The organism is Burkholderia cepacia (assembly GCF_001718835.1).
GTDB lineage: Bacteria > Pseudomonadota > Gammaproteobacteria > Burkholderiales > Burkholderiaceae > Burkholderia > Burkholderia cepacia_F.
Genome location: NZ_CP013442.1, coordinates 413,843 through 435,684, shown reverse-complemented (window position 1 = coordinate 435,684; position 21,842 = coordinate 413,843). Strand labels below are relative to the sequence as shown.

13 protein-coding genes and 1 pseudogene are annotated in these 21,842 nt (G+C 65.8%); 8 read left to right on the top strand and 6 right to left on the bottom strand.

The features are described 5' to 3' along the window. Window positions 1-7: 7 nt before the first annotated feature. Both WT26_RS01655 and WT26_RS01650 read right to left on the bottom strand, forming a co-directional pair. The gene (locus tag WT26_RS01655; protein ID WP_042585674.1) at window positions 8-1,294 is read right to left on the bottom strand and encodes an MFS transporter; all 1,287 of its coding nucleotides are present in this window, start codon (window positions 1,292-1,294) and stop codon (window positions 8-10) included. 132 nt (window positions 1,295-1,426) lie between these two features. Then, a complete protein-coding gene (locus WT26_RS01650) occupies window positions 1,427-2,332 on the bottom strand; it encodes a LysR substrate-binding domain-containing protein (protein WP_042585673.1) in 906 nt (301 codons plus the stop codon). Between the two features lie 781 nt (window positions 2,333-3,113). Here WT26_RS01650 and WT26_RS01645 point away from each other — a divergent pair. Together WT26_RS01645 and WT26_RS01640 are read left to right on the top strand one after the other, a co-directional pair. After that, complete coding sequence (locus WT26_RS01645) at window positions 3,114-5,660, top strand: EAL domain-containing protein (protein WP_069272044.1); 2,547 nt, start codon at window positions 3,114-3,116, stop codon at window positions 5,658-5,660. 136 nt (window positions 5,661-5,796) lie between these two features. Continuing rightward, window positions 5,797-6,348 (top strand): glutathione peroxidase, encoded by a 552-nt coding sequence (locus WT26_RS01640; protein ID WP_042585671.1) that lies wholly within the window; start codon window positions 5,797-5,799, stop codon window positions 6,346-6,348. 53 nt (window positions 6,349-6,401) lie between these two features. Here WT26_RS01640 and WT26_RS01635 read toward each other — a convergent pair whose 3' ends face one another. Next, on the bottom strand, window positions 6,402-7,421 hold the full coding sequence (locus WT26_RS01635) for a PHB depolymerase family esterase (RefSeq protein ID WP_069269555.1): 1,020 nt from the start codon (window positions 7,419-7,421) through the stop codon (window positions 6,402-6,404). Between the two features lie 293 nt (window positions 7,422-7,714). On the opposite strand from WT26_RS01635, the gene WT26_RS01630 reads away from it, so the two are divergent. Then, on the top strand, window positions 7,715-9,859 hold the full coding sequence (locus WT26_RS01630; RefSeq protein ID WP_069272171.1) for a TonB-dependent siderophore receptor: 2,145 nt from the start codon (window positions 7,715-7,717) through the stop codon (window positions 9,857-9,859). Window positions 9,860-9,921: 62 nt separating this feature from the next. Here WT26_RS01630 and WT26_RS01625 read toward each other — a convergent pair whose 3' ends face one another. Further along, on the bottom strand, window positions 9,922-10,755 hold the full coding sequence (locus WT26_RS01625; RefSeq protein WP_069272043.1) for a response regulator: 834 nt from the start codon (window positions 10,753-10,755) through the stop codon (window positions 9,922-9,924). Window positions 10,756-11,295: 540 nt separating this feature from the next. On the opposite strand from WT26_RS01625, the pseudogene WT26_RS38995 reads away from it, so the two are divergent. From WT26_RS38995 to WT26_RS38785, 4 genes and pseudogenes are all read left to right on the top strand, one after another. Next, window positions 11,296-11,361: pseudogene (locus WT26_RS38995) on the top strand (ESPR domain-containing protein); the annotation flags it as partial. A gap of 81 nt (window positions 11,362-11,442) precedes the next feature. After that, on the top strand, window positions 11,443-17,403 hold the full coding sequence (locus WT26_RS35080) for a YadA-like family protein (protein ID WP_420480922.1): 5,961 nt from the start codon (window positions 11,443-11,445) through the stop codon (window positions 17,401-17,403). Window positions 17,404-17,470: 67 nt separating this feature from the next. Next, entirely contained in the window at window positions 17,471-18,139 is a 669-nt protein-coding gene (locus tag WT26_RS01615; protein ID WP_059871138.1) for an OmpA family protein, read from the top strand. Between the two features lie 88 nt (window positions 18,140-18,227). Continuing rightward, window positions 18,228-18,575 carry an H-NS family nucleoid-associated regulatory protein gene (locus WT26_RS38785; RefSeq protein WP_059627047.1) on the top strand — a complete coding sequence of 116 codons (348 nt, stop codon included), beginning with the start codon at window positions 18,228-18,230 and terminating at the stop codon, window positions 18,573-18,575. Between the two features lie 150 nt (window positions 18,576-18,725). Here WT26_RS38785 and WT26_RS01605 read toward each other — a convergent pair whose 3' ends face one another. Together WT26_RS01605 and WT26_RS01600 are read right to left on the bottom strand one after the other, a co-directional pair. Further along, window positions 18,726-19,814, bottom strand: coding sequence for an ATP-binding protein (locus WT26_RS01605; RefSeq protein WP_069272042.1), 1,089 nt, complete (start codon window positions 19,812-19,814; stop codon window positions 18,726-18,728). Further along, on the bottom strand, window positions 19,811-20,581 hold the full coding sequence (locus WT26_RS01600; RefSeq protein WP_069272041.1) for a response regulator: 771 nt from the start codon (window positions 20,579-20,581) through the stop codon (window positions 19,811-19,813). The genes WT26_RS01605 and WT26_RS01600 overlap by 4 nt, the downstream gene beginning before the upstream one ends. A 98-nt stretch (window positions 20,582-20,679) precedes the next feature. Here WT26_RS01600 and WT26_RS01595 point away from each other — a divergent pair, with 98 nt between their 5' ends. Beyond that, window positions 20,680-21,837 carry an efflux RND transporter periplasmic adaptor subunit gene (locus tag WT26_RS01595; protein WP_069272040.1) on the top strand — a complete coding sequence of 386 codons (1,158 nt, stop codon included), beginning with the start codon at window positions 20,680-20,682 and terminating at the stop codon, window positions 21,835-21,837. Window positions 21,838-21,842: the final 5 nt, after the last annotated feature.

The window sequence follows — 21,842 nt, the reverse complement described above, 5'->3', positions numbered from 1 at the left end:
GATCGGCTCAATCCTTGCGCGGGGACCAGCACGCGGTTGCGATGAAGCTGAGGGCCGCGGTTCCCATCACGTAAAAGGCCGGGGCAAGATTGTTCTGCGTTGCCGCAATCGCCCAGGTGAGAATGGCCGCGGAAAATCCCCCGAACGTAATGACGGCAAGGTTGTACGAAATCGAAATGCCCGTGGAGACGATTTGCCGCGGAAACGTATCGCTCAACGCGGCGAGGATCGGCCCTTCATAACATGCAATAACCAGTCCGAATACGATCTGGAACAGCAGCAGCGAATGCAGCCCGGGGCTCGCATTCAAGAGCTTGAACAGCGGATGCGCGGCAATGATGGCCATGACGAGCGCCCCCATGAGAAAGCGGCGCCGTCCGTATCGATCGGAGAGGTGACCAAAGATCGGCGTGACGAAAAGAACGATCGACGCCCCGACGAGCACGGCGATGAACCCCGTCGATGCCGGCAAGTGCAGCACCTTGGTTGCATACGTGGGGATATAGAAGAGCAGGACATACGAGCAAACGGTCCAGAAGATCACCAGGCCGAACCCGATCAGCGTCTTGCTCTTCCAGCGACGCGCAATCTCGATCACCGGCGTGCGCTCCCGAACGCGCGTCACGTCCTCCGTGGAATCATGCGCCTGGTTGCGGATGTAGATTCCGAGCGGCCCCAGGCACAAGCCGATCAGGAACGGTATGCGCCACCCCCACGACTCGACCTGATCCACACTCAGATACTTGACGAGCACGACCGCCAGCACCGATGCGAGAATGATCGCGAATCCGATGCTCGCCTGAATCCAGCTCGTGTAATAGCCCAGCCGCTCGGCAGGGACATGGTCTCTCAGGAATCCGGTGGCGCCGCCCATTTCGCCGCCGGCGGAAAAACCTTGCAGCAGGCGTGCACACACGATCATCAACGGCGCAAGGATTCCGGCATCCTTGTAGGTCGGCGCGAAGGCAATCAATGCCGTGCCGATGGTCATCAACGATATCGTGATGACCAGCGTCGCACGCCGCCCGATCTTGTCCGCCATGCCCCCGAGGATGATGCCGCCCACCGGCCGCATGAAGAATCCGACGCCGATCGTGGAAACGGACAGCAACAGGGACAGGTTGTCATCCGAGGTGGGAAAGAATAGTTTCGCAATGATGACGGAAAAGAAGCCATAAGAAATAAAATCGAACCACTCGAATCCATTTCCGACGATGACGGCGACGACGGCCTTTGTTCTTTCCTGCGCGGTGGAGTCTCGCCTGCTCCCGTGCAAGCCAACGGTGGTTTCCATATTCTTGTGACCTCGGATTTTGATGTTATGGCGCCATTGGCATTGATCAGTGGCGCAGCCAATGGTACGGGTTTTTCCTGACTATTTACTCTGAAATTTTTTCTGGCAAGGCCGAGTTTCTGGAATACCTGGTTATCGCCTCCGCGGCATCCGCTTCAGCAACCACTCCCGGAAATGCGCCACGGCTGCCGTATCGCGCCGATCGTCGGGCCAAACCAGCTGGTACGCGCCGCCGAAGCTGGCGCTTGCATCCGATGCGAGCACCAGATCATTGCTTTCAACCAGCGGCGTGATCATGTGGTTCCATCCAAGGATGACGCCGTGGCCTCGCAGCGCAAGCTGCAGCAATACGGGATAGCTGTTGGCGGTGATCGTGCGCAACGGCTTGTACGTGATCTCGCTGTCGCATAGGTGAAACCAGTCGCGCCAGCTCATCCATTGACGCTGCTGTTCCTCCGCGACGAGCAATGTCGAGCTCATCAATTCGAGCGGCAAGACGCGCCGGCGCCCCAGATAATCCGGCGCGCAATAAGCGTGCACCTCTTCCTCGATGATGCGAATGCCGCTCATGCCGGGGGGCGGCGCATCGCGTATGTAATAAACGCCGATGTCGAATTCGGCGGGATTCAGATTGAAAACACCCTCCCGAACCAGGATCCGGACCGCCACGCTCGGATACTCGCGGCTGAATTCGGCAATGAGGGGCGTCAGGAACATGCCGGCCGTGCCGGATGCGCAGGCGATCGTGATGCTGTGGGGCGTCGGCTCTTTCATGACGAGCGCCGTGGCCTCCGAGCAGGAAATCAGCATGTCGTGAATCCGGTCGGCATAGGTTTGCCCGGCACGCGTCAAATGAAGCGCCTTTGCGTCTCGCACGAACAACTGCATGCCGAGAAAGCTTTCCAGCTTGACGACCTGTTTGCTGACCGCACCTTGCGTCACGTTCAGTTCCTCGGCTGCGCGCGTGAAGTTGCCATGCCGGGCGGCGGCATCAAAGAAAACCAGGCATTGCAGGGGTGGAATCGGGTGAATTCTCATGCGCGTTCCATATGGCGTGGCTTGACCAATGTGCGATCGCAAGCGTATGCAGGCACTTGACGGCACGTCTTTCAGCGATCGAAAAAATGGTCGTTCAAACGAAGCTTTCTTCGGAGCAGCTTCCTGTCACCGTCAACCGATAACAGGTCAACGCCCTCCGGAACCCGGTATGTCGCAATGAATGAAACAGCCGGGCGATGTGTTTCTTGACGGTGTGCGGCACGCTATCGGAATGGGCCCGAATAATCAAGAACCGTCGGCGCGGATCTCCTGAATATCCACTCTACGTCGACATTCTCGCAATTTCGGCGCATGAATCGCCCGGATGCGCGAACGTGCATAAAAAAGGAATTCTTTATTTTAATATTCAACAATATTGAATTATTGGGAAACTGTAAGGCAACGGCGTGCGATGTCCTTGTTGCACGGGTCTATTCGCTGAATATGCACCGCGTTTATTGTTTTCCGGGCGCGGCGTCTTTTTCAATCGCCGGTACGATTTACCGGGTCGACGGGCCCGTTGTCGGGAAAGTGAAAGCCGTCGTTGCTGATCGACCTGCCGGCGTGCTGCGTCCGTGGTCGCCGCGGGACTCAACTCTTGTCCGAACCTGTCGTTAACCGGGGATGGCCACCTCTGGATATGTGCGACCCAAAGCGTGGACCAGGTTGACACAGGATCGTCAAATGCGCCATCGAGGCCAGTGTGCCGTGTTCTCCGCCGCGACGCGCCGAGCGATCGGTCACAATTCCTGTTTGCGCGGTCATTGGATTTGGTCTGAGCATGTATCCGAGCACCTACGATGTTCCCGTTGCGCGCCTCGTCGCGCGTTCGATACTTTCCTGCACGCCCGCCACGCCGGTGCGGGAGGTCGCGCGACGCATGTTCATCGAGCGTTGCAGCTCGATCGTCGTGATGGAGGAGGGCGAGGCCGTCGGCATCTGGACCGAGCAGGACGCGCTGGCGGCCGGTGACAGCCCGCAGGCGCTCGACCGTCCGGTCGGCGAAGTGATGAGCAGCCCGGTGCTGACGCTGGAGGCCGATACGCCGCTCGGCGAAGCGGCGGTGAGGTTCAAGCGGTCGGGCGTGCGTCATTTCGTGGTCGTCAGGGACGGCGTTGCGATCGGCGTGCTGACGCAGACCGACGTCGTCGTGAACCAGGGGCCGGAGTTCTTCCTGCACCTGAAGCCGATCGAATCGATCCACGTCCATCCGCCCGTCGTGGTGCCCGGGCATGTCGCGCTGCATGATGTCGTCGCGCGGATGCGCGCGGAGAAGCTCGATGCCGTTCTCGTCGCCTATGACGATGGCGAGCACGGCATCCTGACCGAGCGGGACATCGTCCGGCTGATTGCGGGCGGCGGCTTGCGGGGGGCTGTCGGCGAGCATGCGAGCAGGCCGCTGCGGATGCTCGCCACGAATCAGAGCCTGTACGCGGCCCACCGCTACATGATGCAGCAGAACATGCGCCATGTCGGCATTCACGACGACCACGGCGCACTCACCGGGCTGCTCTGTTTCGCGGACGTCCTGCAGAGCATCGAGCATGAGTACGCGAACGAGTTGCGCAGCGCCGTGCGCGAGCGCGACGAAGCGCTGGGTCTCGCGCGCTTCAACCTGCGCATGGCGGACCGGGTGTTCGAATCGGCGCTCGAAGGCATCGTGGTGACCGATCGGCACGCGAGGATCGAGCGCGTCAACCAGGCTTTCACGCGCCTGACCGGGTACACCGCGGACGAAGTGATCGGGCGCAATCCGGGCCTGCTGAGTTCCGGGCGCCAGACGCCGGATTTCTACAAGCAGCTGTGGCATTCGCTGACGACCGACGGCCACTGGCAAGGCGAAATCTGGAATCGCCGCAAGACCGGCGAGCTGTTTCTCGAATACCTGACGATCACCAGCATTCGCGACAACGACGACGAGATCTCGCACTATGCGGCGATCTTCTCCGACATCACGCAGCGGCGTCAGGCGGAGGAGCGGCTGGGTTATCTCGCCACGCACGACGTGCTCACCGATCTCGCGAACCGGGCGTTGTTCGAGGAGCGGCTCGCGCATGCGATCGCTCACGCGAAGCGGCTCGGTCGCAAGGTCGCGGTGATGTACCTCGATCTCGACCGCTTCAAGCTGGTCAACGACACGCTCGGCCACAACGCCGGCGACGAGGTACTGAAGCGGGTTGCGGAGCGCATCGTCGCGTCGGTGCGCGCGAACGACACGGTGGCGCGCATGGGCGGTGACGAATTCGCGCTCGTGCTCGAGGAGTTCGACGATGTCCGCGATGTCGGGCGCGTGGCACGCAAGCTGCTGGACGAAGTGGCGCGGGCGATCGACGTCGGCGGTCGCGAGATCTTCGTGACGCCGAGCATCGGCATCAGCATCTATCCGGACGACGGCACCGAGGCGGAGCACCTGATCCTGCTCGCGGACCAGGCGATGTACGGCGCGAAGAGCCGCGGCAGGAACGTGTTCCAGTTCTTCGAGAGCAAGATGACGTCGTCGGCGATGGAGCAACTGGAGACGCTAGGCGAGTTGCACCGCGCGCTCGAGCAGAACGAATTCCGGCTGTTCTACCAGCCGCAATACGATCTGGCCAGCGGCCGGATCGTCGGCGTGGAGGCGCTGCTGCGCTGGCTGCATCCACGCAAGGGCCTGGTGCCGCCGGGCGACTTCATCGGGCTGGCGGAGCGGTCGGCGCTGATCGTCCCGATCGGCCGGTGGGTGCTGCGCGAAGCCTGCCGGCAGGCGCGCCGCTGGCTCGACGAGGGGTTCGAGTTCGGGCGGGTGTCGGTGAACGTGTCGGCGCGGCAGTGCTTTACCGACCATTTCCTCAGCGACCTGACGACCATCCTCAGCGAAACCGCGTTGCCGGCCGAATGCCTGCAGCTCGAGTTGCTCGAAAGCATGGCGATGAACACCCGCGAGGAAATCGGCATCCTGCTGCGCGAACTGGCGACACGGGGGATCAGCCTGGCGATCGACGATTTCGGTACGGGCTATTCGTCGCTGGTGTACCTGAAGGATCTGCCCGTCGATACGTTGAAGATCGATCGGTCGTTCCTGACGGACTGCGGTTCGGGCAGCACGGACGACGCGATCGTGCGCGCGATCGTGGCGATGGGGCGCGCGCTGGGGCTCGATGTCGTGATGGAGGGCGTCGAGACGGAGAAGCAGCTGGCGTTCCTGCAGGAAATCGGCTGCCACCAGGTGCAGGGGTTTCTGTTCGCGCGGCCGCAGCCTGCTGAGCAGCTGGCCGGGATTTCGCAGGGTCGCGGCGACGGCCGCGCGGCGGCCGGAGACGACGGCGGGGCGGCACTGCTGGCCGGGTGAGCGCGCGGGTGTCGGGGTTGCAGGCAATGCGCGCTCGGCTCCTGCGCGCCTTTGCCGATCCTGCTACGATTCCCGCCACACCGTACGCGCCGCTGCCGCGAACGTCACCGTCTCCTCCAACCGCAAGGACCCGCACATGACCTCGCCCCTCTACGACATCCCCGTGAACGCCATCGACGGCACCCCGACCACGTTGCGCCCGTTCGCAGGCAAAGTGCTGCTGGTGGTCAACGTCGCGTCGAAATGCGGGCTGACGCAGCAATACGAAGGCCTCGAAGCCCTCTACGAAGACAAGCGCGCACGCGGCCTCGAAGTGCTCGCGTTCCCCGCGAACGACTTCAAGGGCCAGGAGCCGGGCACCAATGACGAAATCCAGGCCTTCTGCAGCGCGACGTTCGGCGTGAAGTTTCCGCTGTTCGCGAAGATCTCGGTCGTGGGCGACGATCAGCATCCGCTCTATCGCGCGCTCACGCAGGCGCAGCCGCAGGCCGCGGACGACGGTCCGTTCCGCGAACGCCTGAAGGGGTACGGGATCGAGCCGAATCCGGCGCCCGACGTGCTGTGGAACTTCGAGAAATTCCTGGTGAGCCGCGACGGCAAGGTGGTCGCGCGCTTCGCGCCGAACGTCGGCGCGGACGATCCCGCGCTCGTCGCCGCGATCGACGCCGAATTGGCGAGCGCGCAGTAAGCGCCTCCCCGCATGCGCCGCACCGGCGCGGCGCATGCGTTCACCTCACCGCGTCAGGGTTTCGACGTGAGCCGCCCGATCATCGCGTTGACGGCCGCCATCTGCACGCCGGCCTTCACCGCGTAGTCCTTGCCCGTATAGCCGAACCAGTCCCAGCAGCCTTGCGGGTTGTTCGGTACCTTGGACGCATCGACCTGCGGATACAGGACTACGATGTTGTTGGTGTCGGCCCAGCGGTTGTAGCTGGTCTTCTGATAGAAGTCGTCGCCGACGACGCTCGCCGATTGCTTGCAGCCGTGGAACGCCACATGAATCCGGCACGCGGTGCCCTGCGTGCATGCCTGCGGCACGTACGCATACGCCTGTTGGGCCATCCCGGTCGCGGTGCCGGCGAACTCGCGCTGGTTGAACGCGATGATCTTTCCGGCGGGCTGGTCGGCCGGCGGATTCAGCGGGCCGTAGATGAACGACAGCAACGCGCCCGGCTGGTCGTAGCTCTGCTTGTCGACCGTGCAATGGTTGATGTAGGGCGTCGCCGTGATCGGGCAGTTGTTGCCGAAATCCGGCGTGATCAGCGCATGACCGGCCGGGATCGTCTTCACGTAGGTGAGATTGTCGGCCGGCACGCCGGCGTCCTTGAAGAACGACACGGTCGTGTCGACGGCCCGCTGGTACACCACCTTATCCTTGGTGCCGCTGAACACGTAGATGCGGTCGTTCTGCAGGCCGGCGAGCGGATCGATCTCGCCGCGCGCGGCGAAGCCCTTGGCGGCGCGCAGCAACTGCGCGGGATTGGGCAGGGAGCCCGGCAGCATCCCCATGCATTTGCTGGTGTTCGCCAGCTTGCCGGTGGCGCAGTAGTACGGGCCGCCGGCGACGATCCCCGAGCCGACCACGGAGTCGGAATAGGCGACCTGGTACTGCACGGCCATGAACGCGCCGGACGACAGCCCGGAGACGGACGTATGGGCGGGATCGGCGCCCAGCGCGGGCAGCGGATCGACGGCAAAGGCGGCGCGGGAACACAACGCGGCGCCGATCGCGGCAGCCGCCAGGGTGCGGTGGAATTTCACGGCAAACCTCCTGTTTCGTCGAGGGTTCGAATGCGCGAAGCGTACATGGGCGCGGCAGTCGAATGCCCGACTGTCGCGTTCGTCACGACACAAGCAGATACGATTGCGTGAATCTTGAACCGGCGCATCGAAGCGCCGGAGGGCGGAAAGCGGGAAGCATCCCGCGGGGGAAAACTGTGCATGAAAAACGATTGTTGAGGCACCTGCTCTTTCTGACAGGTGCGTTGATCGTTCGTATTCCGTGCGGCGGACCACGAGGAAGAAAGGCCACCTGCATGACGGAGCAACTGAAGATGGAATGGGCAACGAGCACGGTGCGAGATACGTTTGCACTCGCTGCTGGAGCGATATCATGCGCGACGCTCGCCGGCAACGCGTATGCACAGGCGACGCAGCCGGCGATCACCGTGCAGGCGAAGGCGTCGTCCAGCGGGCTCGTCGAAATGCGCACCGCGACCGGCACGAAGACCGACACGCCGGTCGCCGAGGTTCCGCAGACAATCAACGTCGTCACTGCGCAGCAGATCGAGATGACCGGCGCGACCGATCTCAACCAGGCGCTCAGCTATGTGCCCGGCTTCTCGACATTCGGATCCGACAGCCGCACCGACTCGTATGCGGCGCTGCGCGGTTTCACGCCGACGCTGTACGTCGACGGCGTGGCGGCGCCGAATACGGCCGTGATCGCGGACTGGCGCGTCGATCCTCAGATGATCGACAGCGTCACGGTGCTGCGTGGGCCAACGTCGGGACTGTACGGGGCAGGCGACCCGGGCGCGATCGTCGACGCACGGACGAAGCAGGCCGACGGTGAGCGCATCCGTGAAGCGGGGGTTCAGATCGGCAACTACGCGCGCAAACAGTTCATGTTCGACGTCGGCGACAAGCTCGCCCCCGACAAGGCGGCTGCGTATCGCTTCGTTGGCGTCGCGCGCGACGGCAATGCGCTGACCGGCCCGAATGCGGATCGACGCGTCGCGCTGGCGCCGTCGTTCCGCTGGCGGCCGAACGCCGACACGTCGCTGACGCTCTCGGCAACCTATCTGCAGGACCGGAGTGACATCTCATTCAATTTCCTGCCTGCGCGGGGCACCGTGCTGCCGAACCCGAATGGGCGCCTGTCACCGGATGTCTATACGGGCGATCCGGCATTCAACGCCTACCGAAAGAAACAATGGTCGCTCGGCTATCAGGTCGAGCACACGCTGAATTCGATGTGGACGCTGCGCCAGAGTGCGCGCTGGATGCACCTGTCGCTCGACGACGCGACGGTGTTCGGCAACGGCCTTGCCTACGGCAGCATGACCCGCATGATGCGCTTCGCGGGGCTGTTTCAGCTGAACTACGCCCGCTTCGACGTCGACAACAACGTGCAGGCGCGCTTCGGCACCGGTCCGATCGAGCACGTGCTGCTGCTCGGCCTCCAGTACAACCGGCAGACGACGACCGACAGCGTGTGGCTCGCGCTGGCGCGGCCCTTGAATCTCTACCATCCCGTCCATACGCCGGTCACGGACGCGATCTTCTCCGGCCCGACGTCGCTCGGCCACGTCGACCAGTACACGGCGATGAACACGTTCGGCGTATACGCGCAAGACCAGATCCGCTGGAAGCGCTGGACGCTGACGCTCGGCGGTCGGGAAGACCGCGTGACCATGCGCAAGGACGACCGCGCGGCGGGCATGCAAGCCGATGCGGACGTCAGTGCGTTCTCGGGCCGCATCGGCCTCACGTACCAGGGCGGCTACGGGCTGTCGCCGTACGTGAGCCATTCGACGTCGTTCGAACCCGTCATCGGCGTGAGGATGGCCGGCGGCGGCTTGCCGAAGCCGACACGCGGCACGCAGACGGAAGCCGGCTTGCGCTGGCAGTCGCCGGCCGGGAATCTTGCGCTGAGTGCGGCCCTCTACCAGATCGACCAGACCCACGTCGTGACGCCGACGCCGGTCAGTCTCGACCCGACCGGCACGACGTCCGTGCAGACCGGCAAGGTCCGCTCGCGCGGGATCGAGCTGAGCGCGGTCGGCAAGGTCACCCGCGAGCTGTCGGTCGTCGCGTCGTACGTTTATCAGGACGTCAAGAACGTGCAGGCGAACGACGCGTCGCTGAACAACTGGCCGGTCGCGGTTCCGCTCCCGCGCCAGACGGCATCGCTGTGGGTCGATTGGACATGGCGCATGGGCGCACTTTCGGGCCTGGGGATCGGGAGCGGCATCCGCTACCAGAGCGCGACCGCGGGTGCGCCGGACAACTCGCTGAAGGTCGCGAGCCATACGCTGTACGACGCTGCGCTGCACTACGAGATGCCGCACTGGCGGTTCGCGCTGAACGTCGCGAACCTGTTCGACCGTCGCTACATCAGTGGTTGCAACTCTTACGAGGCCTGCGTGTTCGGCAACGAGCGGACCGTGCTGGCCAGCGCGAAATACAACTGGTGATCGCGAGGCGGCAAGCAAGGTCAGCCTCGCCATGCGCATCCCGACACGCATGCATTCGATCGCTACGCATCGGCCTGACATGCTTCGGCGGTGTCGGCCATATCGCCCTGCATGCACTGCTTTCGCCAATCCGACGGCGTGATGCCGAAGCGTTCGCGGAACGCCGTGGCGAAATTGCCTGCCGTGGAAAAGCCGATCTCCACGGCGATATCCCCGATGCCCATCGACGTTTCGGCGAGAAAGCGATGGGCAATCCGCAGCCGCGTATCGCGCAGATACTCGAACACCGTCTGGCCGAGATTGTCGCGAAACGCACGCGACAGCCGCTTTTCATGCGTGCCGACCAGTCTGGCGAGATCGTCGAGCGCGGGCGGATGGCGCAGGTCGCGCAGCAGGATCTCGCTCGCGGCGCGCACCAGCGATGCATCCGGATGGTCGGGAAGCACCGGCAGTTGCTCGAGCGGCCGGATGCCGCGCGCCCTTTTCAGGTGATTCCGGATTCGCGCAACGACTTCGGCCGGTTCGAATGGTTTGACGATGTAGTCGACCGCGCCGATTTCGAGCCCTTCGATACGGTCCTCGAGGTCGCCGACGGCAGTCAGGAAGATGATCGGGATGGCTTGAGTCGAGGGCGTCGACGCCAGCAGCCGGCACGCGGCGAAGCCGTCCATGCGCGGCATGCGGACGTCCATCAGGATCAGGTCCGGGGAGATGGCCTGAGCACGGTTGTAGGCCTGCAAGCCGTCGAACGCGACACTGATCCTGCAGCGCGCAACCCGCAGGATATCGATCAGGAAACGGAGCTCGTCCGGGCGATCGTCGACGACAAGAATATGTGCGTCAGAGAGATCGGGCGCAGCACGAAGCGACATCGAACCGGACAAGCAAGATGACATGGTTGGAAACGAGTTGGGGGGATCTTATTGGACGGACAGCATCGAGAGCCACGGGCGTGCCATTGTTGCAAAAATCATAAGCTGGCGGAAGTGACGTTTTGGGATCCTGCACGGTTGCACGACCTGTGCGGCAGTGCGGCATTTTTGTTGTGGATTACCGGTGAATTTTTGTTCCGGATTTGATTTGGCTGCCGCGTTGCAATCTTCGAATGCCCGACACGAAATGAATGTTCGCGTTGTCCGCTCCAGAAAAGAATATTTCCGCTCGGAAAAAAGTCCGTCTCGCTGAATCCTTGCACACTACGCCCATATCACTGAAGCCGGCTTGCGACCTGGGAGACCGATCCGACTGACTCATCCTTCGCTTGGCGCGTAGGCCTGTATTCGCGCGTTCTCCCTGTTTGCAAGAGGAAGGCAAGAAGCACTTCCGTATCCAATTCAGTAATCCGAAATGCATTGAAGAAACAAGCGGAGCGTCTTCGCTCTCTGCAGGGTCCGCTTTTGCGTCATCAAGTACGTGAAAACCGAGGGGAAACTTAGATGAACAAGTCATTCAGAACAATCTGGAACGAAGCATTGGGCGCATGGGTTGCGGCGTCCGAGCTTGATCGTGCGCGGGGGAAGCGGGTTGCGTCGTCGAAAAGCGGGAACACCGGGTGGAGTACATCGCCAACGCGTCTCGTCGCGCTGACGCTGATTGGCGTGGGCGGATGGAGCGTGCACGCACAGGCGCAGGTGAACTGCACGGCGGCGCCCTATAACCTTTATAGCGGCAGCATCACATGTGTGGGTTATCAGTCGACAGCCAATCAGGCCGGGGCGACGGCGATCGGCTATCAGGCCAATGCAAACGGGCAATACACGGTCGCACTCGGCCAGGGCGCCGCGGCGACGGGGCAGGGCTCGATGGCGCTGGGCGGGGGCACGGTTTCGAACGACATCAATTCGGTGGCGCTAGGCGTCAGTGCCAGTGCTACCGCGGCCGGCGCCAGCGCGTTGGGCACCTTCGCCGTTGCATCGGCGGGGAACGCCACCGCGCTCGGCGTCAGTTCCAGCGCGTTGGCGGTGTATTCGTTGGCGGCTGGCTGGGGGAGCGTCACCAGCGGGCAGAACGCCGTCGCGATCGGCTTGCAGGCTGTTGCCAGTGGGCTCAATTCCGTTTACCTGGGCGCGCGCACGGCGCCAGGCACCGGCGCGACCGGACAATCGTCCACGGGCATCGGCACCGACGTTGCCGCTACCGGCGACTTTGCCACCGCGGTCGGCTTCCAGGCGGCGGCGGGCGGGCCCGAAGCCCTTGCGCTGGGTTATATGTCCAACGGGTCTGCGCAGCACACCACGGCTGTCGGCTTCCAAGCCATCGCCAGCGGCCTCAATGCCGTGTATCTGGGGGCACGTACCGTCGCGGGCACAGGCGCAACGGGGGCGGGGGCGGTTGCGATCGGCACGGACGTGACTTCATCCGGCCCCTCGTCGCTGTCCGCGGGAACGGTGGCCAAGGCCACGGCGCAGAACGCCGTGGCGTTGGGAGCGGGAGCCGCCGCCAGCGGCGTGAACGCGCTCGGCATGATGAACGGCTCCAGCGCCAGCGGCGCAAACGCAATAGCGTTGGGTGGCGCTGATTCCGTCGCGGAAGGCGGTTCATCCGCGCCGGCGGCAGCGGCGGGCGCCGCGGCGTCGGGCATTCGCGCCATTGCGATCGGCACCGGCGCCAACTCGGCTGGCGCCTCGTCCATTGCGATAGGCGACTCGGCGCGGACGGGCGTCAACACCAACGCCGTCGCCATGGGGACGAACGCAACGGCGTCGGGAAGCAGCGCGATCGCGTTGGGCAACCAGACGGTGGCAAGCAACGGCGATGCGACGGCGGTCGGCTTCAAGTCGCAAGCCCTCGCGACGTCGTCCGTGGCCATCGGCGACGGCAACGTGGTGGCGGCGACTGCCGGCACCGGTTCGATAGCGGGCGGCCACAACTCTCGAGTGCTCGGCGGCATCGGCGCGGTGGCGCTCGGCGAAGGGCAAACGGTGAGCGGCAACGGCGCGGTGGCGATCGGCGATCCGAGCACGGCGATCGGCACCGGCGCCGTGACGACGGGCTCGAACAACACCGCGAACGGCAACGGCGCGGTGGCGATCGGCAATTCGAACATCGCGCAGGGCACGGGCTCGCTCGCACTCGGCAATACGTCGACGGCTGCTGCTGCCGGCGCGCTTGCGTTCGGTTCTTCGGCGGTCGCCAACAATGCGGGTGACGTCGCGCTGGGCTCCGGCTCGGTGACGGCCGCGCCGAATCCGACGGCCAGCGCGACGATCGGCGGCAAGACGTACGGTTTCCAGGGAACGAATCCGAGCAGTGTCGTCAGCGTCGGTGCCGCGGGCACCGAGCGCCAGATCACCAACGTCGCGGCCGGGCGCATCAATTCGGCGAGCACGGATGCGATCAACGGGTCGCAATTGAATGCGACGAATCTGGCAATCGACTCGTTGTCGACGTCCGCGTCGACCGGCATCGGCTCGCTGTCGACCGGACTGTCGTCGACCAACAGCTCGGTGGCATCGCTTTCGACCTCGGCATCGACCGGCCTCTCGTCGGCAGTCAGTTCGATCGCGTCGCTGTCGACGTCGACGTCGACCGGCATCACTTCGCTGTCGACCAGCCTCTCGTCGACCAACAGTTCGGTCGCATCGCTGTCGACCGGTGTGAGCACGGTCATCAGCACGACCAACAACCTCGGCAACGGCACGGCGACGGCACTCGGCGGCGGGGCCACCTACGACCCGACGACCGGCACGATCTCCGCGCCGTCGTACGTGACGTACAACGCGGACGGCACGACGACCATCAACAACAACGTCGGCTCGGCCATCGACAATATCAATTCTCATGGGCTGAAGTACTTCCACGCGAACTCCACGGCGCCGGACAGCCAGGCGATCGGGCTCGACAGCGTCGCGATCGGCCCGCAGGCGATCGCGAGCGGAACGAGCAGCCTGGCAGCCGGCAATGGTGCGCAGGCCGCCGCAGCCAACGGCCTGGCGCTGGGCACGCAGTCGAACGTGTCGGTCGCGGGCGGCGTCGCGATCGGCTCGGGCTCGGTGTCGGACCGGGCCGTCCTGTCCGGCGCCGGATCGGTGACGATCGGCAGTCGCGCGATACCGTTCAACACGTCCGATCGAACCTTGCTCGGCGCGGTGTCGTTCGGCGATGCGAGCGGCAACACCTATCGTCAGTTGACCAACGTCGCCGACGGCACGCAGGCGCAGGATGCGGTCACGGTGCGCCAGCTCGCCGGCGCACTGTCGTCCTTTGCGGTGACGGGGCAGAAGTACTTCCATGCGAATTCGACCCAGGCGGACTCGCTCGCGGTTGGAACGGATGCCGTCGCGGTGGGCCCGACGACGGTGGTCAACGGCGACAACGGCGTGGGTATCGGCAACGGCGCGATCGTCGATTCGACCGCGCCCGGCGGCGTCGCCATCGGCCAGAGCGCGAGCTCGGCGCAGGCGGACGCGATCGCGCTCGGCAGCGGCGCGACGGCCACCGGTGCGCAGTCGATCGCACAAGGCGCAAATGCGATCGCGCTGAACGCGGGCGGGGTGGCGCTCGGGTCCGGCGCGCATAGCAACGGGATCAATGCGCTGGCGCTGGGCGCCGGTGCGAACGCCACGCTCGCCAACAGCGTCGCGCTCGGCGCCGGCAGCACGACGGCCGCCCCGAACACGGGAACGACCGCACAGTACGGCGGGACCGCGGCAGGCCTCGCGAGCGCGGCCAACGGCGTCGTATCGATTGGTGCCGCCGGCCGGGAGCGGCAGTTGCAAAACGTCGCCGCGGGCGTGATCTCGGCGGCGAGCACCGATGCGATCAATGGATCGCAGTTGTTCTCGGTGGTTTCCGGTGTCAATACGCTCGGCAACAGCGTCGCGTCCAGCCTCGGCGGCGGCAGCACCTACGACGGTACGACGGGCGCCGTGACGGCGAACCTCAGCTATGCGGGCAATACGTACAGCTCCGTCCAGAACGTGCTGAACGCGATCGGTGGAGGCGGGACGACCGCGGGCGTCAAGTATTTCCACGCCAATTCGACCGGCACTGACAGCCGCGCGCTCGGCGCCGACAGTGTCGCGATCGGCACGAATGCCGTCGCGAACGGTGCGCTCGATGTTGCGCTCGGCGCCAATTCGACGACCACGGCGGCGACCCCGACGCCCGACACGATCATCGGCGGCACCCGCTACGCCTTCGCAGGTGCGAATCCGGCCGGTGCGGTGAGCGTGGGCGCGTCCGGCGCGGAACGGCAGATCCAGAACGTCGCCGCCGGCCAGCTCGGCCAGAACAGCACCGACGCAGTCAACGGCTCGCAGCTTTACGCGACGAACCAGCAGGTCACGGCGAATACCACGGCGATCAACAACATGGCCAACGGAGGCGGGATCAAGTATTTCCACGCCAATTCCACGGCGCCCGACAGCCAGGCGACCGGCGCGGACAGCGTCGCGATCGGCGGCAACGCGCAGGCGACCTCCGCGAATTCGGTCGCGCTCGGCGCGAATTCGACGACGAACGCCAATCTGGGTCTTGCCGCCTACAACCCGGGCACCACGCCGCTGGCCGGCGCGACGCCCGCGGGTGAAGTGTCGGTGGGTTCCGCGGGGGCCGAGCGGCGCATCACGAACGTGGCGGCAGGCGCCGCGCCGACCGACGCCGTGAACGTCAGCCAGCTGCAGGCAGTCAGTTCGCAGGTCAGTCAGGTGCAGAACGATGCGCTGTTGTGGGACCCGACGGCGAACGGCGGCGCCGGCGCGTTCAGCGCCAGGCATGGCGGCAGCGGTCCGAATACGATCACGAACGTCGCGGCCGGCGCATTGGGCCCGACGAGCACGGACGCGGTCAATGGCTCGCAACTGTACGCGACGAACCAGAACGTGACCAACGTGACGAATGCCGTCAACACCATCCAGAACGGCGGCGGCATCAAGTACTTCCGCGCGAACTCCACCGCGGCCGACAGTCAGGCCATCGGCGCCGATAGCGTCGCGATCGGCCCGCAGGCTATCGCGAGCGGAACGAGCAGCCTGGCAGCCGGCAATGGTGCGCAGGCCGCCGCAGCCAACGGTCTGGCGCTCGGCACGCAGTCGAACGTTTCGGTCGCGGGCGGCGTCGCGATCGGCTCGGGCTCGGTGTCGGATAGGGCCGTCCTGTCGGGCATCGGGTCGATCGCGGTCGGCAGCCATGCGATTCCGTTCAATACTGCCGACCGGACGCTGCTCGGTGCGGTTTCGTTCGGCGATGCGAGCGGCAACACCTATCGTCAATTGACCAACGTTGCCGACGGCACGCAGGCACAGGACGCGGTCACGGTTCGGCAACTCGCCGGCGCACTGTCGTCCTTTGCGGTGACCGGCCAGAAGTACTTTCATGTGAATTCGGCACAGACCGACTCGCTCGCGGTGGGGGCGGAGTCGGTCGCGGTGGGCCCGACGACGGTGGTCAACGGCGACAACGGCATCGGCATGGGCAACGGCGCGATCGTCGATTCGACCGCGCCCGGCGGCGTCGCCATCGGCCAGAGCGCGAGCTCGGCGCAGGCGGACGCGATCGCGCTGGGCAGCGGTTCGATCGCGGCGGGCGCGCAGTCGGTCGCGCAGGGCGCGAATGCATCGGCGCTCAAGGCGGGCGGCATGGCCTTCGGCTCGGGGGCGCACAGCACGGCGATCGATGCGGTCGCACTGGGCGCCGGTGCGAGCGCGACATTCGCGAACAGCGTTGCGCTCGGCGCCGGCTCGCTGACGTCGGTCGGCGCGCTGAACAACTATGTCGCTTACGGGCTCGGTTCGCCGCAGTCGTCGGCGGGCGAAGTGAACGTCGGAAATCGTCAGATTACCGGGCTGGCCGCGGGCCGTATCGGGTCCGATGCGGTCAACGTGTCGCAGCTCGACTCGGTCGCCAACCAGTTGACCACGCTGATCAGTCAGAGAACGAGCAATACCGGTGGATCGACGGGGGGATCGTTTACGTCCAACCCGTCCAGCCCGAACAGCGCGCCGGCGTCGACCGGTTCGAACGCGTCCGCGGGTGGGCTGGGGGCGGTGGCGTCCGGGGCGAGCAGCACGGCGGTCGGCAACAGTGCGCAGGCGACGGGCAATGGCTCGACGGCCGTCGGCGCGGGTGCGACGGCAACCGGGAGCAATTCGGCGGCCATCGGCACGGGCAGCAACGACGGCGGGCGCTCGAACGTCGTCGCGGTCGGCTCGGCGGAGTCGGCGCGCCAGGTCGTCAACGTCGCGGCCGGCACGCAGGGCACCGACGCGGTCAACGTGAACCAGCTGAACGCCGTGTCGGGCGCGTTGTCGACGTCGGTGAACAATCTGGGCAACCAGATCAACCAGGTGCAGCAGCAGATCCAGCAGACCGATTCGATGGCGCGCGACGGGATTGCCGCGACGGCTGCGATGGCGTCGATCCCGCACATGGATCGCGACTCGAACTTCGCGATGGGGGTCGGTACGGCGACCTTCCTCGGCCAGAAGGCCATGGCGCTCGGCATGCAGGCCCGTATCACGGAGAACCTGAAGGCGACGCTGAACGGCGGCTTCAGCGGAAGCCAGCGCGTCGTGGGCGCCGGCATGTTGTATCAGTGGAAGTAACGGAGAGGCCGGGCATTTCGCGTACCTGCCCGGCTTCTACTACATACGGATTTTCCGGAGCATTACAGTGAAAAATCTCTATCTCGTACCCATTCTGTCCGCGCTGTTGCTTTCTGCATGCACCAGCGCATCCGGCCCGACGTTCAGCGCATACGAGCTGCAACCGAGGGATGGCATCCGGACGTACCAGGTCGACTGTCACGGCATCTTTTCCAGCCAGGCGACGTGCATGAAGGTCGCCACGCGCATGTGCGCAGACCAGCCCGTTCGAGCGGTCGATTCGACCAGGCCGTTCCGCGATGGTGCGGACCCCGGAACGCTCGTATTCCAATGCGGTGCTGCTGCTGGAGCGGCGGCGTCCGCACCCGTTGCGGCGGAGGCGCCGGCTCCCGTACAAAACGTCAATCTCTCGTCGGATGCCCTTTTTGCATTCGGATCGGCGACGCTGACTCCCGCCGCTCGCGCAACGCTCGACAAGCTGACGAGCCAGCAAGGCGACCCGCACTTCACGCGCGTGGCAGTCACTGGCCACACGGACGCGATCGGCTCGGACACGTCGAACCTCCAGCTCTCGCAGCAACGCGCGGACGCCGTTGCCGGCTACCTTCGAGAACGTGGACTTCGGGCCGATACGTTCGTCGTGACCGGACGCGGAAAGGCCGATCCGGTTGCGTCCAACGCGACAGCCGAGGGGCGCGCCGGTAACCGGCGTGTCGAGATCGTGCTGCAGCGTTGACGACGCTGCGTTTCGAGCATCCGTAACCGGATGCGGTTGCGGCGCGCGTTGCCGGACGCGCGCCGGATTTTGGTGAAAGGGAGAACACATGTCGAGCGAATCGTTGCAGGAGTTGCTGGCCCGTCGTGCCGAGCTGGATGCCCGGATCACGACACAACGCACCGCTCGCCGCAAAGATGTCGTGGAGCAGATCGTCAAGTTGATACGCGACTACGAGATCGACTGGCGAATGATCGAAGCGCGCTTGTTGAATGTCGGATCGGCCTGGACGCAGCGGCGCCGGCATGCCGAGCCGCGCTACTGGGATCCCGACACCGGCGCGACCTGGACAGGGCGCGGCCGGCGGCCGCACTGGTTGAAAGGACGCAATCCGGAGGATTTCAGAATCAGGTCGCCCGGCGAGGCTGCGGGCGAATCCACGCCGACCGATGCATGATGTGAGCCGTGATGAAGCGCGTCGGCGAGACCGCTGCCGATGGCGCGACCCGCATCGAGCGCGGGTGGCGTCGACGAAATGGCTGGTGAAAGGATGGTGACGACGGCGGTTTCGGGCCACGGCTCGTTCGGTGCGGGCGCGCGCCGGGCTTCAGGCCTGACCCCGCTCCGGCACGCGCGCCGGCGCCGGATCGTCGGGCCACTGCAATTCGAACACCGTGCCGCCGCCGGCCGCCGGCCGGCACGTCGCCTGTCCGCTGTGCGCATGCGCAATGGCTGCCACGACGGCCAGCCCGAGGCCGGTGCCCTTGCCCGAACGCTCGCCTTCGGCCCGCCTGAACGCGTCGAACACGTGCGGCGCGAAATCGGCCGGGATGCCGGGGCCATCGTCCTCGACGCTTAGATGGCATCGCCCCTGCTCGACGCGCGTCTGGATGCGGATCGCGCCGGGCACCGCATGGCGCCGCGCGTTTTCCAGCAGCGCCAGCAGCGCCTGGCGGATGCGCACCGGGTCGCAACGCATCGGGCGCGTGTCCAGGTCCAGCACGGCATGCTGGCCCGCCGCCTTCAGCGCATCGTCGAACACCGCGACGACCGCCTCGACGTCGGCGCCCAGGTCGGCCTCGTGCACCTGGAGATTCAGATGACCGCTGTCCGCGAGGCTGACCACGCGCAGATCCTCGATCAGCCGCCCGAGACCCTCGACCTGGGTCAGCAGCCGGCGGAACTGCGTTTCGTCGGACGGAAACACCCCGTCGGCCAGGCCCTGCAAGCGCCCGCGCAGCACCGTGACGGGCGTGCGCAGCTCGTGCGCGATCGCGGCGTTCCAGATCGCCTGCTCGTTGGTCACGCGCTGCAGCTCGCTGGCGAGCGCGTTGAAGTTGTCGGCGAGCAGCGCGGCTTCGCGCAGCGAACGGTCGCCCGCGACGGCGCGTGCGTCGAGATCGCCGCGCGCGACGCGGCGGATGCCGTTCGCCACCGAATTGAGCGGCACGAGGATGCGGCGTGCGAGCCTGATCGCCATCAGGACGGCCAGCGCGAGGCCGACCGACGTGGTCGCGATCAGCCAGGCCCATTCCGGCCCGGTCGGCACCCAGCCCAATTGCGCGCACAGCTTGGGCCAGTAACGGAATGTCAGAAAGTAAAAAACATAGGACGTCGATATGAGCAGCGCCGCCACGCCGAACGCGATGGTCGCCATCGACAGCGCGATCTGGCGGCTCATTCCCTCCAGCTTCACTCGACGCTCCAGAGCTTGTAGCCGACGCCGCGCACGCTGACCGGCACGCCCTGCACGCCGAGGTCGTCCAGCTTCTTGCGCAGCTTGCTGACGTGGCTGTCCACCGTGCGTTCCAGCGCGTCGCCTTCCGGCAGGCAGGTGGCCATCAGCTCGGCGCGGCTGAACACGCGCCGCGGCGCGCGCGCGAGTTGCGCGAGCAGCTTGAATTCGGTCAGGGTCAGCGTGAGGAAATGACGCTGCTGCCCCACCTGCACCACGGCTTCGTAGTGGTCCAGATCGATTTCCAGCGGCGGCACGCGCAGCACGCGCTGCTCGCTGCCGTGCGACGCGGCCATCGAGCGGCGCAGCACCGCCTGCGCGCGCGCCACGACTTCGGCGGGATTGAACGGCTTCACCACGTAGTCGTCGGCGCCGATGCGCAGCCCCATCAATTTGTCGAGGTCCTGATCGAGCGCCGTCAGCAGGATCACCGGGGTGCTGCCCCGATGGCGGATCTCGGTCAGCACCTTCCAGCCGTCGACGTGCGGCATCTGCACGTCGAGCAGCACGAGGTCGGGCTTGAGCTGCAGGTGCAGCTCCAGTGCGCGGCGGCCGTCGGCGGCGTGCACGGTGCGCAGGCCGCCGCGCGCGAGATAGGCGGTCAGGATCTCGGCGATCTCGGGCTCGTCCTCGGCGATGAGGACCAAGGGTTGGGCATGGTGAGCCGCGCCGGGCGGCTGGGGGGTGTCGGGCGTGATCACTACGTTGCATCCATTCGGCAGCTCCATCGAATCTCCATACTACCGTAGAAGAAACGCCATCGGGCGCACGCACACTGCCGCGTGTCAGGGTCGGCAATTGGCTGCCTGCGTCCCATGGAGTCCACATGAAGAATGAAAAACTGTGCCGCTACGGCGGCGTCTACGCGCTGGCGGCCGCATTGCTGGCCGGCTGCGGGAAATCCGACGCGCCGGCCGCCCCGCCTGCGATCCCGGTCGCCGCGATGACCGTGGCGCCGGCCCCCCTGAAGCTGACCGAGGACCTGCCGGGCCGCGTCGCGGCCGTGCGGATCGCCGAAATCCGGCCGCAGGTCAGCGGCATCGTCCAGCGTCGGCTGTTCGAACAGGGCACGGAAGTGCGTGCGGGCCAGCCGCTGTTCCAGATCAACCCGGCGCCGTTCAAGGCCGACATGGACACGGCCGCGGCCGCGTTGCAGCGGGCCGACGCGGCGCTCGAGCGCGCCAAGGTGCAGACCGCGCGACTCAAGCCGCTGGTCGAAGTGGATGCGATCAGCCGGCAGGTGTACGACGACTCGGTGTCGCAACGCGACCAGGCCGCCGCCGACGTCGCGCAGGCCCGCGCGACGCTCGCGCGCCGCCAGCTCGACCTGAAGTTCGCGACCGTCGAGGCGCCGATCACGGGACGCATCGACCAGGCCCTCGTGACCGAGGGTGCGCTCGTCGCGAGCAGCGACAGCCAGCCGATGGCGCGCATCCAGCAGATCGACCAGGTCTACGTGGACGTGCGCCAGCCGGCGTCGTCGCTGCAGCACCTGCGCGACACGCTGGCGTCGCAGGACAGCTATGCCGGTACCGGCCTGCCGGTCGACGTGCTGCGCGACGACGACACGCGCTACGACGTGCGCGGCCGCATGCTGTTCTCGGGCGTCAACGTCGATCCGGGCACCGGCGACGTGCTGCTGCGCGTGCTTGTCGACAACCCGAAACGCCAGCTTCTGCCGGGCATGTACGTCCGGGCCCGCGTTCCGCGCGCGCACTACGCGAACGCGGTGATGGTGCCGCAACAGGCCGTCGTGCGTGCCGGCGGCAAGCCGCAGGTATGGGTGCTCGACGCGAAGAACCAGGCGCACCTGAAGCCGGTCGAGCTCGGCGAGCAGACCGGCCGCAGCTACCGCATCAAGTCGGGCCTGCAGGCCGGCCAGAAGGTCGTCGTCGAAGGCATGGAACGCCTGATCGACGGCGCGCCGGCCGCCGCGACCGACTGGAAGTCGCCTGTTGCCGCGGCCGCCACGGCCGCGCGCTGAGTCAC

Excerpts from the sequence above, each read along its gene's own strand:
- WT26_RS01655 (WP_042585674.1), bottom strand. The coding sequence starts at position 1,294 with ATGGAAACCACCGTTGGCTTGCACGGGAGCAGGCGAGACTCCACCGCG.
- WT26_RS01650 (WP_042585673.1), bottom strand. The coding sequence starts at position 2,332 with ATGAGAATTCACCCGATTCCACCCCTGCAATGCCTGGTTTTCTTTGAT.
- WT26_RS01645 (WP_069272044.1), top strand. The coding sequence starts at position 3,114 with ATGTATCCGAGCACCTACGATGTTCCCGTTGCGCGCCTCGTCGCGCGT.
- WT26_RS01640 (WP_042585671.1), top strand. The coding sequence starts at position 5,797 with ATGACCTCGCCCCTCTACGACATCCCCGTGAACGCCATCGACGGCACC.
- WT26_RS01630 (WP_069272171.1), top strand. The coding sequence starts at position 7,715 with ATGGAATGGGCAACGAGCACGGTGCGAGATACGTTTGCACTCGCTGCT.
- WT26_RS01625 (WP_069272043.1), bottom strand. The coding sequence starts at position 10,755 with ATGTCATCTTGCTTGTCCGGTTCGATGTCGCTTCGTGCTGCGCCCGAT.
- WT26_RS38785 (WP_059627047.1), top strand. The coding sequence starts at position 18,228 with ATGTCGAGCGAATCGTTGCAGGAGTTGCTGGCCCGTCGTGCCGAGCTG.
- WT26_RS01600 (WP_069272041.1), bottom strand. The coding sequence starts at position 20,581 with ATGGAGCTGCCGAATGGATGCAACGTAGTGATCACGCCCGACACCCCC.
- WT26_RS01595 (WP_069272040.1), top strand. The coding sequence starts at position 20,680 with ATGAAGAATGAAAAACTGTGCCGCTACGGCGGCGTCTACGCGCTGGCG.